Annotated in this window: 19 protein-coding genes, 1 tRNA gene and 1 pseudogene; 13 read left to right on the top strand and 8 right to left on the bottom strand. The window is 37.0% G+C overall.

What is annotated here, in order from left to right:
- Nucleotides 1-128: 128 nt before the first annotated feature.
- Nucleotides 129-317: pseudogene (locus FTU70_RS08715) on the top strand (hypothetical protein); the annotation flags it as partial.
- Between the two features lie 251 nt (nucleotides 318-568).
- On the opposite strand, the gene FTU70_RS08710 reads toward FTU70_RS08715, so the two are convergent.
- The 6 genes from FTU70_RS08710 to FTU70_RS08685 all read right to left on the bottom strand — a co-directional run bounded on the left by FTU70_RS08710 (nucleotide 569) and on the right by FTU70_RS08685 (nucleotide 3589).
- On the bottom strand, nucleotides 569-1000 hold the full coding sequence (locus FTU70_RS08710) for a hypothetical protein (RefSeq protein WP_180060464.1): 432 nt from the start codon (nucleotides 998-1000) through the stop codon (nucleotides 569-571).
- A 29-nt stretch (nucleotides 1001-1029) separates the two neighbouring features.
- Nucleotides 1030-1605 carry a hypothetical protein gene (locus FTU70_RS08705; protein ID WP_180060463.1) on the bottom strand — a complete coding sequence of 192 codons (576 nt, stop codon included), beginning with the start codon at nucleotides 1603-1605 and terminating at the stop codon, nucleotides 1030-1032.
- A 94-nt stretch (nucleotides 1606-1699) separates the two neighbouring features.
- The gene (locus FTU70_RS08700; RefSeq protein ID WP_180060462.1) at nucleotides 1700-2167 is read right to left on the bottom strand and encodes a hypothetical protein; all 468 of its coding nucleotides are present in this window, start codon (nucleotides 2165-2167) and stop codon (nucleotides 1700-1702) included.
- 3 nt (nucleotides 2168-2170) lie between these two features.
- On the bottom strand, nucleotides 2171-2473 hold the full coding sequence (locus FTU70_RS08695) for a hypothetical protein (RefSeq protein WP_180060461.1): 303 nt from the start codon (nucleotides 2471-2473) through the stop codon (nucleotides 2171-2173).
- A 115-nt stretch (nucleotides 2474-2588) separates the two neighbouring features.
- Nucleotides 2589-3089: a hypothetical protein gene (locus FTU70_RS08690; RefSeq protein WP_180060460.1), complete on the bottom strand. Its 501-nt coding sequence runs from the start codon at nucleotides 3087-3089 to the stop codon at nucleotides 2589-2591.
- Nucleotides 3086-3589 (bottom strand): hypothetical protein, encoded by a 504-nt coding sequence (locus FTU70_RS08685; RefSeq protein WP_180060459.1) that lies wholly within the window; start codon nucleotides 3587-3589, stop codon nucleotides 3086-3088. Before FTU70_RS08685 ends, FTU70_RS08690 begins: the two co-directional genes overlap by 4 nt.
- A 1585-nt stretch (nucleotides 3590-5174) precedes the next feature.
- On the opposite strand from FTU70_RS08685, the gene FTU70_RS08680 reads away from it, so the two are divergent.
- The 9 genes from FTU70_RS08680 to FTU70_RS08640 all read left to right on the top strand — a co-directional run bounded on the left by FTU70_RS08680 (nucleotide 5175) and on the right by FTU70_RS08640 (nucleotide 11342).
- On the top strand, nucleotides 5175-5612 hold the full coding sequence (locus tag FTU70_RS08680; RefSeq protein ID WP_179990930.1) for a hypothetical protein: 438 nt from the start codon (nucleotides 5175-5177) through the stop codon (nucleotides 5610-5612).
- Between the two features lie 1038 nt (nucleotides 5613-6650).
- On the top strand, nucleotides 6651-6980 hold the full coding sequence (locus FTU70_RS08675) for a hypothetical protein (protein ID WP_180060458.1): 330 nt from the start codon (nucleotides 6651-6653) through the stop codon (nucleotides 6978-6980).
- 2 nt (nucleotides 6981-6982) lie between these two features.
- On the top strand, nucleotides 6983-7291 hold the full coding sequence (locus tag FTU70_RS08670; protein WP_180060457.1) for a hypothetical protein: 309 nt from the start codon (nucleotides 6983-6985) through the stop codon (nucleotides 7289-7291).
- A complete protein-coding gene (locus tag FTU70_RS08665; RefSeq protein ID WP_180060025.1) occupies nucleotides 7288-7476 on the top strand; it encodes a hypothetical protein in 189 nt (62 codons plus the stop codon). The genes FTU70_RS08670 and FTU70_RS08665 overlap by 4 nt, the downstream gene beginning before the upstream one ends.
- A 299-nt stretch (nucleotides 7477-7775) precedes the next feature.
- Nucleotides 7776-8069 (top strand): hypothetical protein, encoded by a 294-nt coding sequence (locus tag FTU70_RS08660; protein ID WP_180060456.1) that lies wholly within the window; start codon nucleotides 7776-7778, stop codon nucleotides 8067-8069.
- A gap of 3 nt (nucleotides 8070-8072) precedes the next feature.
- Nucleotides 8073-8351 carry a pyocin activator PrtN family protein gene (locus FTU70_RS08655; RefSeq protein ID WP_180060455.1) on the top strand — a complete coding sequence of 93 codons (279 nt, stop codon included), beginning with the start codon at nucleotides 8073-8075 and terminating at the stop codon, nucleotides 8349-8351.
- A gap of 108 nt (nucleotides 8352-8459) precedes the next feature.
- Nucleotides 8460-8945, top strand: a complete 486-nt coding sequence (locus FTU70_RS08650; protein WP_180060454.1) for a hypothetical protein — start codon at nucleotides 8460-8462, stop codon at nucleotides 8943-8945.
- Between the two features lie 59 nt (nucleotides 8946-9004).
- Nucleotides 9005-10192 (top strand): nucleoid-associated protein, encoded by a 1188-nt coding sequence (locus FTU70_RS08645; protein WP_218946852.1) that lies wholly within the window; start codon nucleotides 9005-9007, stop codon nucleotides 10190-10192.
- A complete protein-coding gene (locus tag FTU70_RS08640; protein WP_180060453.1) occupies nucleotides 10173-11342 on the top strand; it encodes a hypothetical protein in 1170 nt (389 codons plus the stop codon). The genes FTU70_RS08645 and FTU70_RS08640 overlap by 20 nt, the downstream gene beginning before the upstream one ends.
- 208 nt (nucleotides 11343-11550) lie before the next feature.
- Here FTU70_RS08640 and FTU70_RS08635 read toward each other — a convergent pair whose 3' ends face one another.
- Together FTU70_RS08635 and FTU70_RS08630 are read right to left on the bottom strand one after the other, a co-directional pair.
- Complete coding sequence (locus FTU70_RS08635) at nucleotides 11551-11841, bottom strand: hypothetical protein (RefSeq protein WP_180060452.1); 291 nt, start codon at nucleotides 11839-11841, stop codon at nucleotides 11551-11553.
- A gap of 210 nt (nucleotides 11842-12051) precedes the next feature.
- A tRNA-Arg gene (locus FTU70_RS08630) sits at nucleotides 12052-12127 on the bottom strand.
- A gap of 179 nt (nucleotides 12128-12306) precedes the next feature.
- Here FTU70_RS08630 and FTU70_RS08625 point away from each other — a divergent pair.
- The 3 genes from FTU70_RS08625 to queF are packed head-to-tail and all read left to right on the top strand — an operon-like array spanning nucleotide 12307 to nucleotide 14827.
- Entirely contained in the window at nucleotides 12307-13242 is a 936-nt protein-coding gene (locus FTU70_RS08625) for an ABC transporter ATP-binding protein (RefSeq protein WP_180060451.1), read from the top strand.
- Nucleotides 13239-14012, top strand: coding sequence for an ABC transporter permease (locus tag FTU70_RS08620; protein WP_096902393.1), 774 nt, complete (start codon nucleotides 13239-13241; stop codon nucleotides 14010-14012). The genes FTU70_RS08625 and FTU70_RS08620 overlap by 4 nt, the downstream gene beginning before the upstream one ends.
- The gene (queF, locus tag FTU70_RS08615) at nucleotides 14012-14827 is read left to right on the top strand and encodes an NADPH-dependent 7-cyano-7-deazaguanine reductase QueF (protein WP_180060450.1); all 816 of its coding nucleotides are present in this window, start codon (nucleotides 14012-14014) and stop codon (nucleotides 14825-14827) included. Before FTU70_RS08620 ends, queF begins: the two co-directional genes overlap by 1 nt.

The raw sequence follows: 14827 nt of genomic DNA, 5'->3' as shown, positions 1-14827 counted from the left end.
AAAATCATTTGAATGATTTCTTCTTGGTCTACGTGCCATAAAATACTCCATATATTGATGTTTATAACATCATTTGAGGAGCAGAATATCACTTATAGGAGTTGTTCAAATTTACGGATCCATCTCTGATTGCATTTGTCCTGCCAGTGTCTGGTGCTTCGACAGTAAGTGAATGGGCGCGTGGTGGCGTTCCAAATTATGAAAATGGCGAGGCATTAATTCAACTATGGCAATCTGAAACTGGCCTTGAGCGCGTTCCTCGTGAAGGTGAATGGGGAACTTATCAATATAAAATTGGACAGTTAGATCTTCTCTGATACCACTTTAATTAAAACATTTCTTCAAATTTAATAATGACTTTTCGTATGTAACGAGTCATTAAATTATACGAACCGCCCAGTTCTCATACATGAAAACACACTGTTTTCATGTATGTAACGCATGGTTTTTTGCTCTGTAACAGAGGTGAATTTCATCAATTTTTGTTTGAAACGCACATTTTGGCGCTGTGTAACGGTAGACATGAGTGAAATTTAATCTATGTATTCAAGAACTATTAATCAGTCTGTTATTTAGCTACTATTCTCATAGGCTGAAAATCATCAATATGAACTTTTTTAGCCTTCAGTAAGTCTTCTCTTTTACCATCTACGACCAGGACGGCGCGCTTAACCTGAACTGTCCAAGTGCGACCCGCTCCGCACATAGTCTCTGATTCGATAAAGACATTCCCAAATGCTTTACCTTGAAGGTTTTGTATATCGCCGTAGGTTATTACATTCTCAGAAGTCCCCTGTACTCTACCGGATTTATCTTTTGCCACCAGATCTAAATACAACTTGTCATTGGTTCCAAGAAAATCATGGATTGTCACATCCACCACGGCGGAACAGATCCCGGAGTTCACATAGCTGGTTTTCGAGTGTTGCAAAGTGATGGGGGTTGCATGAACACTTAAACTGAATAACTGGGTAGCTAAAATCAAAAGTATTTTTTTCAATTTTTAATTCCTATATCGTTATTAAATAATCATCTATTCGCTGTTTTTAAGGCATCTATGAATTCTAAAGACTCCTTAAGGCCATAGAGATCGATCTTAACTCTTTCAAATTGTCCGTTAGCTTTCTGCCAAGTGTAAATTAATTCTTTACCACCTTTAAGTTTTCTTAAAATTATATCGGTTTGATTATCACCTAGAAGATTAGCAGGTATCCCTGCCATAACATTGCCGCCGTCTAGTTTAAGGTTCACTTTGGTTTTAAATTTATCAGCACCTTGGAACGCATCCATAAATACAACTGACTTTGTAAAATCTCCATGCGTCACAATCATCAGATTGCTCTGTCTGCTATCACAGATAATTTCATCAAAGCCAGTAGTGCGATTAGTTTCATAGCCGCATTTTGTATGCCAACTTTCACTCTGTACCTTACCACCTGGCTGGTATGTCATTTCCACAACAAAGGGATTTTCTTGTGATAAGTGTTGAGCTGTCTGATTGATATTAAATCCACTAGCAGGATCCAAGTATTTTGCTGGAATAACCATTTCAGCATGAATACCGGCGGTAAAAAGAACTAAGGATAGGGCTGCTATTCTTTTCATGAGGAGTGCTTCAACTTATTTTTATAATGTTTTATCATATATTTAAAATAATAAAAGGAGGACATCAAAGCCCCTCTTTTGTACTAGAATACTTTTAAAAAGAGTGTGAGATACTTCTAATACCTGATTTCCGACCCGCAGCAAGTGATAGCAATACTGGCTTTATAAACTGAATTTTTTTAACAATTTGTTTTACTTCAAATTCAAAAGCATTTCGATTAATGAACCGCTTAAACTCATGCTTAGGATCCAGATAGTACGCCGTAATGATTAATGGATTTGGTGCGTAGCTTAAACTTTTAAGAATCGCGTACAAATGCCTAAAGTAAAATGCCTTATTATTTTTATTCGCCAAATATGTTAGCCGATAAATCAACTCCTCCAAATTATCAGCAATCTTCAGCAATTGCATTTGATAGCTAGATTCATATAACTGGTTGGGCTCTTTACCATTAATTGCTCTTTGGAATTCGTCAATTAAATATTCAATTCCATTGCAGAGCTGAATCGATCGCTCCATATCATCACAATCTAAAGGTCTATACGCTGGCTGCTTAGTCATCAATCATATTCTCCAGTGATTAATTCGAGGGATGTCCTGATCTGTTTTTTCAGTAAAAGCTTTCCACAAATCAATAAATGCTTCGCCTGCTTCATAATTTGGCGTGCTGCCAAACTCCCAATCATTTACCGTTGATGGACCTGAAACTGGAAGCAAAAAAGCAATTTTTTCATTCGTCATTTCATGATGCTCCTTCAACTCCCTAATCATCTCCAAGTAATTTGGTGCGCCGTACCAGATTTCTGTTTTTAAAAAAATTAATCTTTTAGATACTTCGAAATTATTAAGCTCAATATGAATCCCCATACTTCCGCCTATTACGTTTAATACATTTAGATAAATAAGATCACTTAGTGGTCTGGTATAAATGGACTTATTCAGGCCACTGAATTGGATTCCTACGTCTTAACTTTTAGCTTAATCACTTCCAGCCACCAGTAGTGTTTGACGATGCTGCACTAGTAATTGCAGCTTGCTGTTGTGCAGTAGCTTTTGCTTTTTTAATATCGGCAACCCCATTCGCACCTGCAGCAACCATGTTAATTGGTGTCGTAATTCCTGCCATCATCGCGTTACGCCCATATACACTGGCTTCCGCCTGTAACCGCTGAGAACTGTTATAACCAGTGATCTCGGCCATATTTGCATCATAGTTAGCATCAAGTTCAATCTGATCATTGATTACAACGGCGGTACCCTCATTCACATCCAAGCCATTTTCTGCAGCTGCTGCACGTGCACGGCTCTGTGCCTTATCCTTTTCCTTGCGGATTCGCTCAGCTTCTAAACGACCACGTGCAAGCTGTGCTTTAGAGTCAGCTTCTGCCTGATCTTCGGCATGTTTATTTGATATATAAGATGAATATCCTGTTATTGCAGTACCTACTACTGCCGCTGCTGCCGCTACTGCTGCCCAACTCATGAAGTAAACTCCTCAATGCTGCGACCTATAGAAATTAAGAACTTTTCTTCCTCACCATGTGGGACGATCACTTCTTTTTCGATTTCTTCTAAATCTGTGCTTTCAGTCGGGTGGATCGTCATGCAGGTGGAATCTTCATGGAAGTAAGCTACTCGCTTTGTTCCTGGCATGGTTCGCTGAATACATGGTGCTTGAATGTGCTCTACGCCGTTTTCAGTTAGTACACTTAAGCTACCAGTTAAAAATAGAATGAAGTGTTCAGTACGATGCATTTTGCTTACAACTAGAGTCCCTGCTTTGGCGCTAAATTCCCTTACATAAACCTTGTTGCCAAAGTGATGAACTAGCCCAGTGTCTGCCTTCTCAAGGTCTCCAGATTCAATCTTTTGCTCTAGTTCATTCTGCAAGCTAATTGCAGCACCTACATAAGATTGCTTGTAAGCACCACCCATTACGTAAGCTAAAAAATCTGTATCCCCTGGTGAGATAATTTCACTCATATCTATTCATCCAATTTCTAATCATTAATGGCAATTTAGAACGCTTAAAGTCCTTAAAAAATGGGTGAATTTGGATTTAAATTTCTGCGTAGTGAGATTTCGTAAAAGTACCAAGATCGACAAAACGCGCGCGCGCGCGAGGCAAGGAGCAAAACACTATATTTCTAGTTTTAAATTCCACCTGGTTATCAGCGCCACCCGTCAATCATCTTTACCAGTACGGCGTATCCAAACAGGTCAAATGATACTTTTTAACAGCACCACTAAAACGCTCTTATTCGCCGTATTAGCGCTTTTATATTTCTCATGTACCTTTAGTCATTTTTCTTATTAGAATTGCTCAGTGAGGAACTGGCTGCAAAATTGGTCTATGGATTTGGTCATTTTTAGGAATTCTTTAAAAAACTATAAATCCATATCAAAATCCCAACCTCATAACACTCTAATGAGCACTTGAAAAGTTGAGCTTTTCTTCTCAGAGAAACTGACAGATTCTTTGGTAGATTCATTGATAGGTTCTGCATCCCAAAAACGGGTACATTCAAAATCCCAAAAACGGGTACATTCAAAATCCCAAAATTGGGAATATTACCGTTCTCGGAATGATACCAATATTGGGTACATTACAATTCCACATCTATTTTGGAAATGTTGAGGACTAGGAAACTTTCGTAGTAGGCCAGCGCAAAATTGCGTTGGCTAAACTCAGTAGCAATGAATTACGAAACATTCGTGGTAGACCAACGGAATTTTCCGCTCGTTAATCCAAGCGATGCTTAAAAGTGAGCAACGGTATGTACCATCAACTTTAACCGATAGCGGAATTCCGCTATCGCCTATCTAAATATCAGTTCCCAAAAAAATGGGAGCTGCTTTCTACCTAATAAAAAGACCATGCTCAAACGTGAGTTTTTATGAGTAGCTTAAGGATACGTTCAAGCCTGAGTACATACCTTAACTGCACTTTTTGTGTAGTAAGCACACCAGATCCAAACACCAATGGCGCACTGAGTTACTTGAAGTAACCATGTTGAATTGGGCCTGTCGACTGAGTATCTTAAAGATACTCACTGGCTATTTTTGAGCTAGTCACTTGCATGGGTTTTGGTGATTGCCGAAAGGCACTTGGTCGCGTTTTAGACGCGCTCAAATTTGAGCATATCCCCCATTGCGGTGAATGTTCCTGATCCGCTACTACACTTTAAAGGTAGTCAAAAGATGCACTCAGATTTGAGCGTATCTTTGCAAAACTCACTATTGAGGCCTGCCCAGATTTGGGCATACCCCCCCAATAGGGTGCATCCAATTTTAGATATACCCCACTCAGCGAAATTTTGCGCTAAGTACCCTTGCTCACTTTTGAGCATGGTGACAACTACGAAAGTTTCGTAGTTCATCATCACCAAGGGAAGCCACAGTTTAACGAGCGCAATTCTGCGCCGTCATGATGCGGAACCTAATTAAACCTAATATTCAAAGATGCTCAAGTGCGAATGCCCAAACGCTTTAAACCTGTCAAAACCCGAAGTCTAGGCGGCATATTAATATATGTGCTATAAAATTCTCGTTTCGATGGGGGATTTTTATGAAAAAATTAATATTAATTATGCTCTTTGTTGGGAGTAGTGTTTTTGCTTCAACCAATGATGCCGAAGCTATCAATAAAGCAAAACTGAGCATAGCATCATACAATTGTTATGCATTCTATAATTACCTAAACAAAGAAAAAGAAGCTCAAGAAATGTTTGGGCTTGGCTATAAATCTAGTATTGATTTTATCTCATACTTGAGAACAAATCGTATTAATGAAAAGTTAGCATATGAGCATGTTCCATCAATCTACCTCATGACTAGCGGGCCAAATGCTGATTTTATTGCAGGTCAGGTTTTTGCCACTGTAGCCCAAGCAGCATTTGATAAAATTTTCAAAGATTCAAAACTTGATTTTATATATGACGAAGAATTGAGAAAGATAAAAGCCCAGTCGTTAATACGCGAAAGTAACTGTGAGTTATTAAAGTGAAATGCTCTGGGTGCTCTTTTATTTCTAATAGTTCAAACCTGATCTAGTGCAATTTGTCTAATTAGACTATGCCGATCTAAAGCAATTTATTCAACTGTCACTATTCCCATGATAGCTAGTGACTCCAGTTATCAAGTAATACTTGAATACTGAATTACAGCCAAAAAAATACCCATACTGGGGAGTATGGGCAAAACTAAAAACTACAGCGATTTTTCTACATCAATTATAAAACAGTTTACTGCTCACTTGCTTTGCAGTTGGTCGGAAAGTGAAGTGCATCATAGCAATTGCAGAACATCAGCCTTTATCTCTGTGACTTCCCGATCTGCACCATCAGGGTGTTGAACCTAATATTCAAAAGATGCCCAGGTGTAGACATTTGTTGACACTCAAACGCTTTGAGCCTGTTATTCAGGATATGCACAGAACAGCCCTAATTACTCGATATAGCGAAGTTGTAGCAATGATGTACCTTTTCAAGTCAGAGCCTAAACCCACCAAAACACCGCATTTATAGCGCCGTACCTGTTATCAATTGTTATGGTTTGAACTTAATAAAACTTAATATTCAAAACTGTGAACTTGTTAAGGTCTGGACCTATCAAAACCTATGGTTACGGACGGCGTAACTGTTAAGAAATATTAAGGTCTGAACTTAGTAAATCTTAAGTAATCCTAAGGTTAAATCACGGCATGATTACGGCATGGTGCCAGCACGATCATAAGCGCTAATGTTGACATTAAAAACTGAAAACAGAACGGTCCGATTACGGCCCCTTTACGGCACCCATCACTACAAAATACTACTTTTTTATTTACTGCTCGGACTTAGCAAAACCCAACCTTGAAGCAGCGTAATCCTGTCTACAGAAAACAGATTAAGTGTTGAGATGCCCTTATTTGTATATATAAGAATAGGGTTATCTGAACAGATAATTGATCCATTGACCTGTTTTTAACAAAGTAGTAAATACCCTCTTGTTATAATGTCGTATATACGACATAATGAACAAATAATCTACTAGGGGGTACACCATGACAAATCAAATCCAATTAAATGAGCAATCTAAAGCCTGGCTTAATGCAGTGCTTAAAGAAACTAGATATTGCCACTACTTCGCTGTCTGTGTAGATGGTGGTGAGGTGTATCCAGTTGGGAATTGGAATGCGCCGTTCTACTCAATTGAAGAAGCTAAAGAGTTCAAAGATATGATGCAGGCTAAACATCCTGACCGTGAGTTTTCACGTATTGAAGGGATGCTGTGTGTTGATGGTGCAATGAAAGAAACCCCTAACAAGTTTTGGGCCATCTGGCAGAAAAAACATAAACAGCGTATCGCATCATTAAAAGCTATGGAGGCTTAATCATGTCTAATCAAATCAATAACGCACTACCGAAAATTTATGATGTTTCAGAGATGCATGACGCCGTTTCACTTGCTGCTCACGATATGAACTGGATGAATACGGCCATCTCTCATATTCGCGCTGAAGTTAGAAAGTTGAATAAACTTGCTGAAGAAGGGAAGAACATTAGCCAGTACCATTTCACTGAGCTAATTCATCACATTGATATGTATGAGTACCTTGCTGAGTTGCGTCATGAGTATCATGCCAATGATGCGGAAAGACTGGAAAAGGAATGGAAATCCAGTATCCAAAAGGCTGGTGTATGAATAACCCTAACGATAAGCGCAGAGAACGCTATGAGAAAAAGCGGAAACAAAAGCTGGTCAGCTTCAATATCGCTAATCCACACGAAGCCGATCTACTGGACCACGCCAATGAAATGGAAGATTTTAGTGGATGGGTCAAAGGTCAGTTAGATGAAGATATGAAGAAAAATGAAAGCTCACAATAGTGGGCTTTTTTAATGCCTTAAATTTACATGGTCTTATGCCACGATTTACGCTCTCAATAATTATTTATATCTGATCAATCCGACTGAGATAACTCGCTAAGAATATCGACATAAAGTTATATTTTTTATTTGGACGAAACATCGCATAAGGCATATCGTTTTGATGTGGTAACAGCATTTTTTTGATTTAGTAACATAGTCAATGTATATAAAACAACCAAAAGTACGGACAATCCCCACCCACTCTTATTTCAGGAATAAATCTATTAAATATATAAATAAAGGAAGACGAGACTCTTATGTTTAAACACAAATATATCATCACGGTGGAGAGTGAAACGCCACCTCGAATCTGCTTAGGAGATAAAATATACGGCGCTACAGTTGTTGCATTAGAGACAGAACAATATCCTGATCTTGTAGACTTAGCCTGGCTCACTAAACGCTTTCCAATGTCCAGAGAAGCACTCTCTCAAAAACTCGAATTATTTAATGTAGGCAGTACCGGGAAGAAACTTTATGATCCAAATATTGTAATTCCCTTTCTTAAAATGAACATAAAAAATAGAAGAGGAAGACCAAGGAAAAATTAACAAATGAAAATGCGAGATCCCAAACTTAATACTTTCACCATGCTATGCATGCGTTACGTATCGCCAGTTGTTCATTTGGACACCATTATCCAAGATTATTTCACGCATATGGATGTCAAAACAGCGCGTAAGAAAGCTAACTTCCATGACCTGCCATTTCCAGCATTTAAAATCGAGCAATCAGCTAAAGCGCCGTGGATGGTCAGGCTTGAAGATTTTGCTATCTATTTAGATCAACAATACGCCCTGCATCGCCATGATTATGATGCAATGAACTCTTAGACAAAATATACATTGATATGCCAATATATAGTTGTTGGAAAAGTATCCAATAAAAGTTATAACTCTCATGATTTATATATTTTTTCTTTTTATTTTTTTGGGATTCTTATGTCATACATCATCAAATTGATTTCAGAAAATTGCTACATCATTCCTGATGATGAAGGCTGGTTGACCACTACAGAATCGCAGCAAGAAGCTATAGAGATAGGCTTATTCGATGATATGGAATCTGCAGATGAAACAGCACAAAGTTTCAGCGGTGGTATGACCAGAGGCGTTGATTACCTAATCCAGCCAGTTTCTAAAGACCCCTACCATGTTGTGGAAATTATCATTCCTGAAAAAATTGCCCCTAGATTAAAAGATATCAATAGTTTCATTAAGAGTGGTAAGGCACATATATTCCTTACTAATGTAACGACTGCAAATGATGCTATGGATGGCTTTACCCGCTATGGCGTTTCTACTGGAACCAATGCCGTTCTTTATAAAACTGCTCAATATGAAGCTCGTAAAGAGGATATTTCTCAATACCTGAATGAGCGATTTGGAAACCAGTGGGCAATTAAACTAGTTCCTGTTCAGATTTAGATTAAGTACAAAATTAACTAATTAAAGATAACTCAATTTTTTAAAGTATCGGGGATAAAATGAGTTCAAATATTGAAGTTCAAGCCTTAATAATTCATCGGATTATCAAGCTGCAAGATCAAAAAAATGAGACTCCGCCTATCATTAGACCAAATTTACATCCAAATGATATTAAAGCCGTTAAACTAGTAGAATTCTTAGATGATTTACTTGCAAAAAATGGACTAGCTTATTCATTAGCTTCAAGCTTTGAGCAGCCTACTACAGTGAGCAAAATATTAAACACATATCTTTTTAATAAGGATGATATCCTGCCAGAGGATGATGAATCAGAAACTGTTCCTGAAACTGAGGAGTTAACAAGATATAGAAGAATTAGCAATAAGCTAACCCATGCTTTACAGTATCATATTTACCAAACACAAAAAACGACTGGCGACCACTTACCGATAATATTTTACAGAAGAAATAATACTAATTTTTTATATATCGCACTTCTAAGCCTTAAAGAATCGATAACTATTGATGAGAAAACTGGTGCTATTATTGATACCAGTTCAATTGATACACAAGCATTAAAAGTAGCATTTAGGATTAACCTAGATAATATGCAAATGCATGCTCAAGATCCACAAAAAGGTGCCGAATCCAAAAATTATGTGTCATGGATACAAAAAGGTAACGACGAAATCCCTAATTACATCCAGAACTATATTCCAGTTATGTATCGGATTGATGATACGAAATCTACTAATAAATTAATGACAGTATTAGGTAAATATTTAGCACAAAGTGAATTTGACAATATTGCCTCTGAGGAAATTTATAATGAAGTAATTAAATTATTACAAACAAAGGCTGAGAAAAAAGAACCTTTAAATATTTTTGATGATATTGATCCAATAATAGAACAAAAAGCTAAGACACATAATATTAATATACCAAATAATAAAAGTTTCCGGACTCATAGGGAAACCAATGGCTATAGTGATAAAGATACAGATGCGAGTAATATTTTTACTCCTGCAAAAAAAGCTTTAACAAAATTTGAAAACTTCACCCTATCTATAGGTAAGTTTAATCCGATAAAAATTACTGGTAGACAGGGTGAAATTGGACATACAATTGATCTAATTGATAACGATCCATCAGCTCCCTTTGTTAAAATTGCGATTAATCCGGATGAATTACAAAAAGCTCGCTCAATATTGAAGAAAAAAAGACCTTATGAATCAGACTCAGAGTAAGCTAGAGCAATTACTTAAGCTTAGTCATAGACTTTCATTTAATGCTCAGTACATTTGTGGATCGGTGTGTCTGAAAAAAGCTGAAGATTGCGCGTTGATAACAGAGTTTTATGAGTCTAAGATCCCGGATATCGATTTTGATACTGATTCATATAGCTTTGAAGTGAATGACGATATTGAGTATCGAGTTACTCTTCACCATACAGGTCAACAATTCGCTTCATATGAAAACTTTATTCTTCATCATTACGATCTTTCGAAAGAAAGTGTCTTGGATGAAAATTTTGTTATCTTTGAAGAAATACATATGATTAGTATGGGAAACAAACCCATATCACAAAATCTAAAGCTTTTTTATAAATTTATTAAGTGCTTAGCTAGTAAATATTATCATCGTGATAATCAAATTATCTTTTTTTCTCAAACACACTGCGAAATTACAATCCAACCTAGAAGACATGAAGAATATGTACAGCTAGCAAAACTTTATAATGAGCTTGGGCTAGCAGATATTTTAAATAATTTTATTGATTGGCTTAGCACAGAAAAAACATCAAAAGAAAATTCTGCTATAGAAGTACACCAGAGTGAACGGTATGCAATAGCTGCAACCGAGTTTATTGATCACTTATCTACTTTTAATAAAAATGAAAAATTATATATGCTGTTGAAAAATGTAGATGACATATATAAATCTACTTTATCAAAATATTCTCTTTATTTAGATGACTTTAAATATTCAAAGTTTATAGAAAAAATAACCAAGCATTCAGAAGATTTTTTAGTAAAGATTAATAAGGTTATTTCTGATTTACAAAACCAAATTCTTGCCATACCACTTGCTTTATCTGTTATTACAGTATTTAAGGAAAGTGATAAAGTTAATGTATATATATACATAGCTTTTCTTTTCTATTTATTAATGGTTTTTTACTCTTGCTGCCAACAAGCATACAATATAGATCATATAAAAATACAAATTAATCAATTTAATGAGATTGCAAAGCTTCCAAAAGAGCTAGCTCCAGAATGGAAAAAAGAGATTAAGCCAATCAATAAAAAAATTTTATGGCATCAGATTTTTTTAATTACTATTTCACTATGTATTGGCTTGTTAATCGGAGTCTGCATAATTAATATAGAGCTTTGACTTAGCTTAGTTTTAAAAAAAATTACCTGTATTTTTTATAATTATACTTTTTTATTGCTTAATTCATACGACAATTAAAATTATATACAACAAGCACAACTAAAATATAATCAGGAAAAGTTAGAATTCGATCTTAAGAAGGTATTAGACTTTTGTAAAGTGAGGGACGACATAAAATGTTAGCAGGCTTACATCTGCCAATATCAGTTCAATTTCCCTTTGACAGAGTAGTCAGTTCTTCCAGGGTTACCAACTTATAACCGCCTTCAAAATCATCTTGTGCTGGCAATGGATCATCTTTAAATCCCATCCAAGATTCAAGTGTATGGTCATCAGGATGAGTGTAGATCGCCGTAGCACCACTACGTTCTATTAATTCCTGGCTGCCTTCAATTTCCATTTCAAAGCCATTCCACTCATAACCCATTTTAAATAACAAATCTTGAGCTTTATCAAATTCTTCATTTGTAGGAGTGGCTATACATAATCTTTGCATCATTCTTACTTCAACTCTTATTAAAGGCTTAAACCAATTTTTATATAAAATCAGCACAACTGTAGATATATCAACATAATAGAAGATTTCTTTGAAAACTATGAAATATTAGCTTACAAAGTGGTGTAATTAATTATGAGTACACAAATGAGTACATAGGATATGGTTTTTATTTATATTATTGTTTAAAATCAAATACTTAATATGATTATGTGGTGCGCTCAGCGGGACTCGAACCCACGCCACAGGCTTCGGAGACCTGTACTCTATCCAGTTGAGCTATGAGCGCGCGCTGCACATCATAACAAAAAATTGCTGAAGGTAAAGCAACTATATATAAGTTACGTATTTTTATGCTTATGCTTTAAACAATGTTCCAAACTTGCAACATAGAATTCCATGTAACTTACTTGGTTTATTGACGCGGATCGCTCACAATAGTAGCTCTATTCCTCAAGTGAGAATTTCATGACTGATGCATTGACGTTAAGGGACGTGTCAAAGACCTATCGAAATGGTTTCCAAGCACTGAAAGGAATTAATTTGACCGTTCCTGAAGGCGAGTTTTATGCCCTACTTGGACCTAATGGTGCAGGTAAATCTACAACCATTAGCATCATCAGTTCTCTTACCAAAAAAACGGCAGGTACTGTCGAAATTTTTGGGCATAATCTAGATACCCAACCATCCCAAGCCAAGCAATGTTTAGGGGTAGTACCGCAAGAATTTAACTTTGGTCAGTTTGAAAAGACCTTTGATATTTTGGTCACACAAGCAGGCTATTACGGCATCCCTAACAAAGTTGCCGAACAACGTGCCGAAGAATATTTAGAAAAACTGGGTTTATGGGATAAACGTACCACTCAAGCGCGAATGCTGTCTGGCGGTATGAAACGTCGTTTAATGATTGCACGTGCCATGATGCACGAGCCGAAACTGCTTATTTTGGATGAACCCACTGCAGGTGTAGATATTGAGCTGCGTCGTTCAATGTGGGATTTTTTAACAGAGATGAATGATAAAGGCACCTCAATCATTCTCACTACCCACTATTTAGAAGAAGCGGAAATGTTGTGTCGTCGTATCGCGATTATTGATCGTGGTGTGATTAAAGAAGACACTTCAATGAAAAACTTCTTAAACCAGTTAAGTGAAGAATCTTTTATTTTCGATTTGGCTGAACCTATTCAACCCATTCATCTAGATATTATTGGTGTACGTTTCAACTTAATTGATGCAGTGACCCTAGAAGTCACTATGGATAAAGCTCACACCTTAAATGATTTATTCCAACTTTTAGAAGCACAAGGCATTCGCGTGCGCAGTATGCGTAATAAGTCCAACCGTCTAGAAGAGTTATTTGTCAAAATGGTCGAAAAGAATTTAGATGGAGCTGCGCAATGAATTTTACCCAATTACGAATTGCACTCTATACCTTAGTGCATAAAGAAGTTCGTCGTTTTATGCGCATATGGCCCCAAACCTTGCTTCCGCCAGCCATCACCATGAGTTTGTACTTTGTGATTTTTGGTAATTTGGTCGGTTCGCGTATTGGTGAAATGGGCGGCTTTAGCTATATGCAATTTATTGTGCCCGGCTTAATTATGATGGCAGTCATTACCAACAGCTATGCCAACGTATCTTCAAGTTTTTTTAGTGCAAAATTCCAGAAAAGCATTGAAGAACTAATCATGAGCCCTGTACCTTTGCATGCCATTTTATGGGGCTATGTTTTGGGTGGTGTTAGTCGTGGCGTATTGGTCGGTATTATTGTCACCACCATGAGTCTATTCTTTACCGACCTTTATATTACCAATTGGTTTGTTACCATTTATACCGTATTAATTACGTCATTTTTATTTTCATTAGGCGGTTTTATTAATGCTGTTTATGCCAAATCATTTGATGATATTTCTATTATTCCAACTTTTGTACTGACTCCACTGACTTATTTAGGTGGTGTATTCTATGCCATTAGTGCCTTAAGCCCTTTTTGGCAAAATCTCTCTTTAATTAACCCTGTGGTGTATATGGTTAATGCTTTCCGTTACGGCATTTTAGGACATAGTGATGTCAACGTGACGATTTCATTATCTGTGATTACACTATGCTGTGCAGTGCTTTATGGTATTGCCTATCATTTACTTTCTCGTGGTTCAGGAATGCGTGAATAATGAGTGTTGAACAATCTCTTCTTGGTAAAGACACCAATTATCCTACAGAATATCAACCCGATATTTTGTTCCCTATTTCACGTGCTGCTGCACGTGAAAAATATGCAGATATTGAGGGAATTCAACTCGGGCAAGACTGGTGGCACGTTTTTGAAATTTCGTGGTTGAATGCCGCAGGTGTTCCACAGGTTGCGATTGGTCGGATTACGCTACTTGCTTCATCACCTAACCTGATCGAATCAAAATCATTAAAGCTCTACTTTAATAGTATGAACTTTACTCGCTTTCAGTCTGAAGCCAATTTCATTGAAACTGTTGAGCATGATTTAACGGCTGCAGCACAAGCACCTGTTACGCTAACTTTATTTAAGGTTGATGATTTGGCAATTAGCCAACCTGAAGGTATTTGTATTGATCAGCTCACGCCTGAGCGTTTAGAGCAGCATCCTGACCCAAGTTTATTGCAATTCGATTTAGAACAAGCGGAAGATATAGAGGTACAACTTTTCTCACATTTATTACGCAGCAATTGTCCTGTCACAGGACAACCTGACTGGGGCACGGTTTTTATCCGTTATCAAGGCAAAAAACCTTGTTATCGCAGTATTTTGGCTTATATTATTTCTTATCGTCAGCATAATGGTTTCCATGAACAATGTGTGGAACAGATGTTTGCAGACATCTGGCAAAAATTCGCACCAGAAAAACTGATGGTATATGCAACCTATACACGTCGTGGTGGTTTAGACATTAACCCTTGCCGTGTATCGGACTTAACATGGATGCCTCGCCCTATTCGTTTAGCGCGACAATAA

Source organism: Acinetobacter sp. YH12135, from assembly GCF_013418565.1.
GTDB lineage: Bacteria > Pseudomonadota > Gammaproteobacteria > Pseudomonadales > Moraxellaceae > Acinetobacter > Acinetobacter towneri.
This window is presented reverse-complemented; position numbering and strand designations above follow the sequence as displayed.

Coding starts and splice junctions, on each gene's coding strand:
- FTU70_RS08705 (WP_180060463.1), bottom strand. CDS start 1,605: ATGAAAAGAATAGCAGCCCTATCCTTAGTTCTTTTTACCGCCGGTATT.
- FTU70_RS08700 (WP_180060462.1), bottom strand. CDS start 2,167: ATGACTAAGCAGCCAGCGTATAGACCTTTAGATTGTGATGATATGGAG.
- FTU70_RS08695 (WP_180060461.1), bottom strand. CDS start 2,473: ATGGGGATTCATATTGAGCTTAATAATTTCGAAGTATCTAAAAGATTA.
- FTU70_RS08690 (WP_180060460.1), bottom strand. CDS start 3,089: ATGAGTTGGGCAGCAGTAGCGGCAGCAGCGGCAGTAGTAGGTACTGCA.
- FTU70_RS08685 (WP_180060459.1), bottom strand. CDS start 3,589: ATGAGTGAAATTATCTCACCAGGGGATACAGATTTTTTAGCTTACGTA.
- FTU70_RS08680 (WP_179990930.1), top strand. CDS start 5,175: ATGAAAAAATTAATATTAATTATGCTCTTTGTTGGGAGTAGTGTTTTT.
- FTU70_RS08675 (WP_180060458.1), top strand. CDS start 6,651: ATGACAAATCAAATCCAATTAAATGAGCAATCTAAAGCCTGGCTTAAT.
- FTU70_RS08670 (WP_180060457.1), top strand. CDS start 6,983: ATGTCTAATCAAATCAATAACGCACTACCGAAAATTTATGATGTTTCA.
- FTU70_RS08665 (WP_180060025.1), top strand. CDS start 7,288: ATGAATAACCCTAACGATAAGCGCAGAGAACGCTATGAGAAAAAGCGG.
- FTU70_RS08660 (WP_180060456.1), top strand. CDS start 7,776: ATGTTTAAACACAAATATATCATCACGGTGGAGAGTGAAACGCCACCT.
- FTU70_RS08655 (WP_180060455.1), top strand. CDS start 8,073: ATGAAAATGCGAGATCCCAAACTTAATACTTTCACCATGCTATGCATG.
- FTU70_RS08650 (WP_180060454.1), top strand. CDS start 8,460: ATGTCATACATCATCAAATTGATTTCAGAAAATTGCTACATCATTCCT.
- FTU70_RS08645 (WP_218946852.1), top strand. CDS start 9,005: ATGAGTTCAAATATTGAAGTTCAAGCCTTAATAATTCATCGGATTATC.
- FTU70_RS08640 (WP_180060453.1), top strand. CDS start 10,173: ATGAATCAGACTCAGAGTAAGCTAGAGCAATTACTTAAGCTTAGTCAT.
- FTU70_RS08635 (WP_180060452.1), bottom strand. CDS start 11,841: ATGATGCAAAGATTATGTATAGCCACTCCTACAAATGAAGAATTTGAT.
- FTU70_RS08625 (WP_180060451.1), top strand. CDS start 12,307: ATGACTGATGCATTGACGTTAAGGGACGTGTCAAAGACCTATCGAAAT.
- FTU70_RS08620 (WP_096902393.1), top strand. CDS start 13,239: ATGAATTTTACCCAATTACGAATTGCACTCTATACCTTAGTGCATAAA.
- queF (WP_180060450.1), top strand. CDS start 14,012: ATGAGTGTTGAACAATCTCTTCTTGGTAAAGACACCAATTATCCTACA.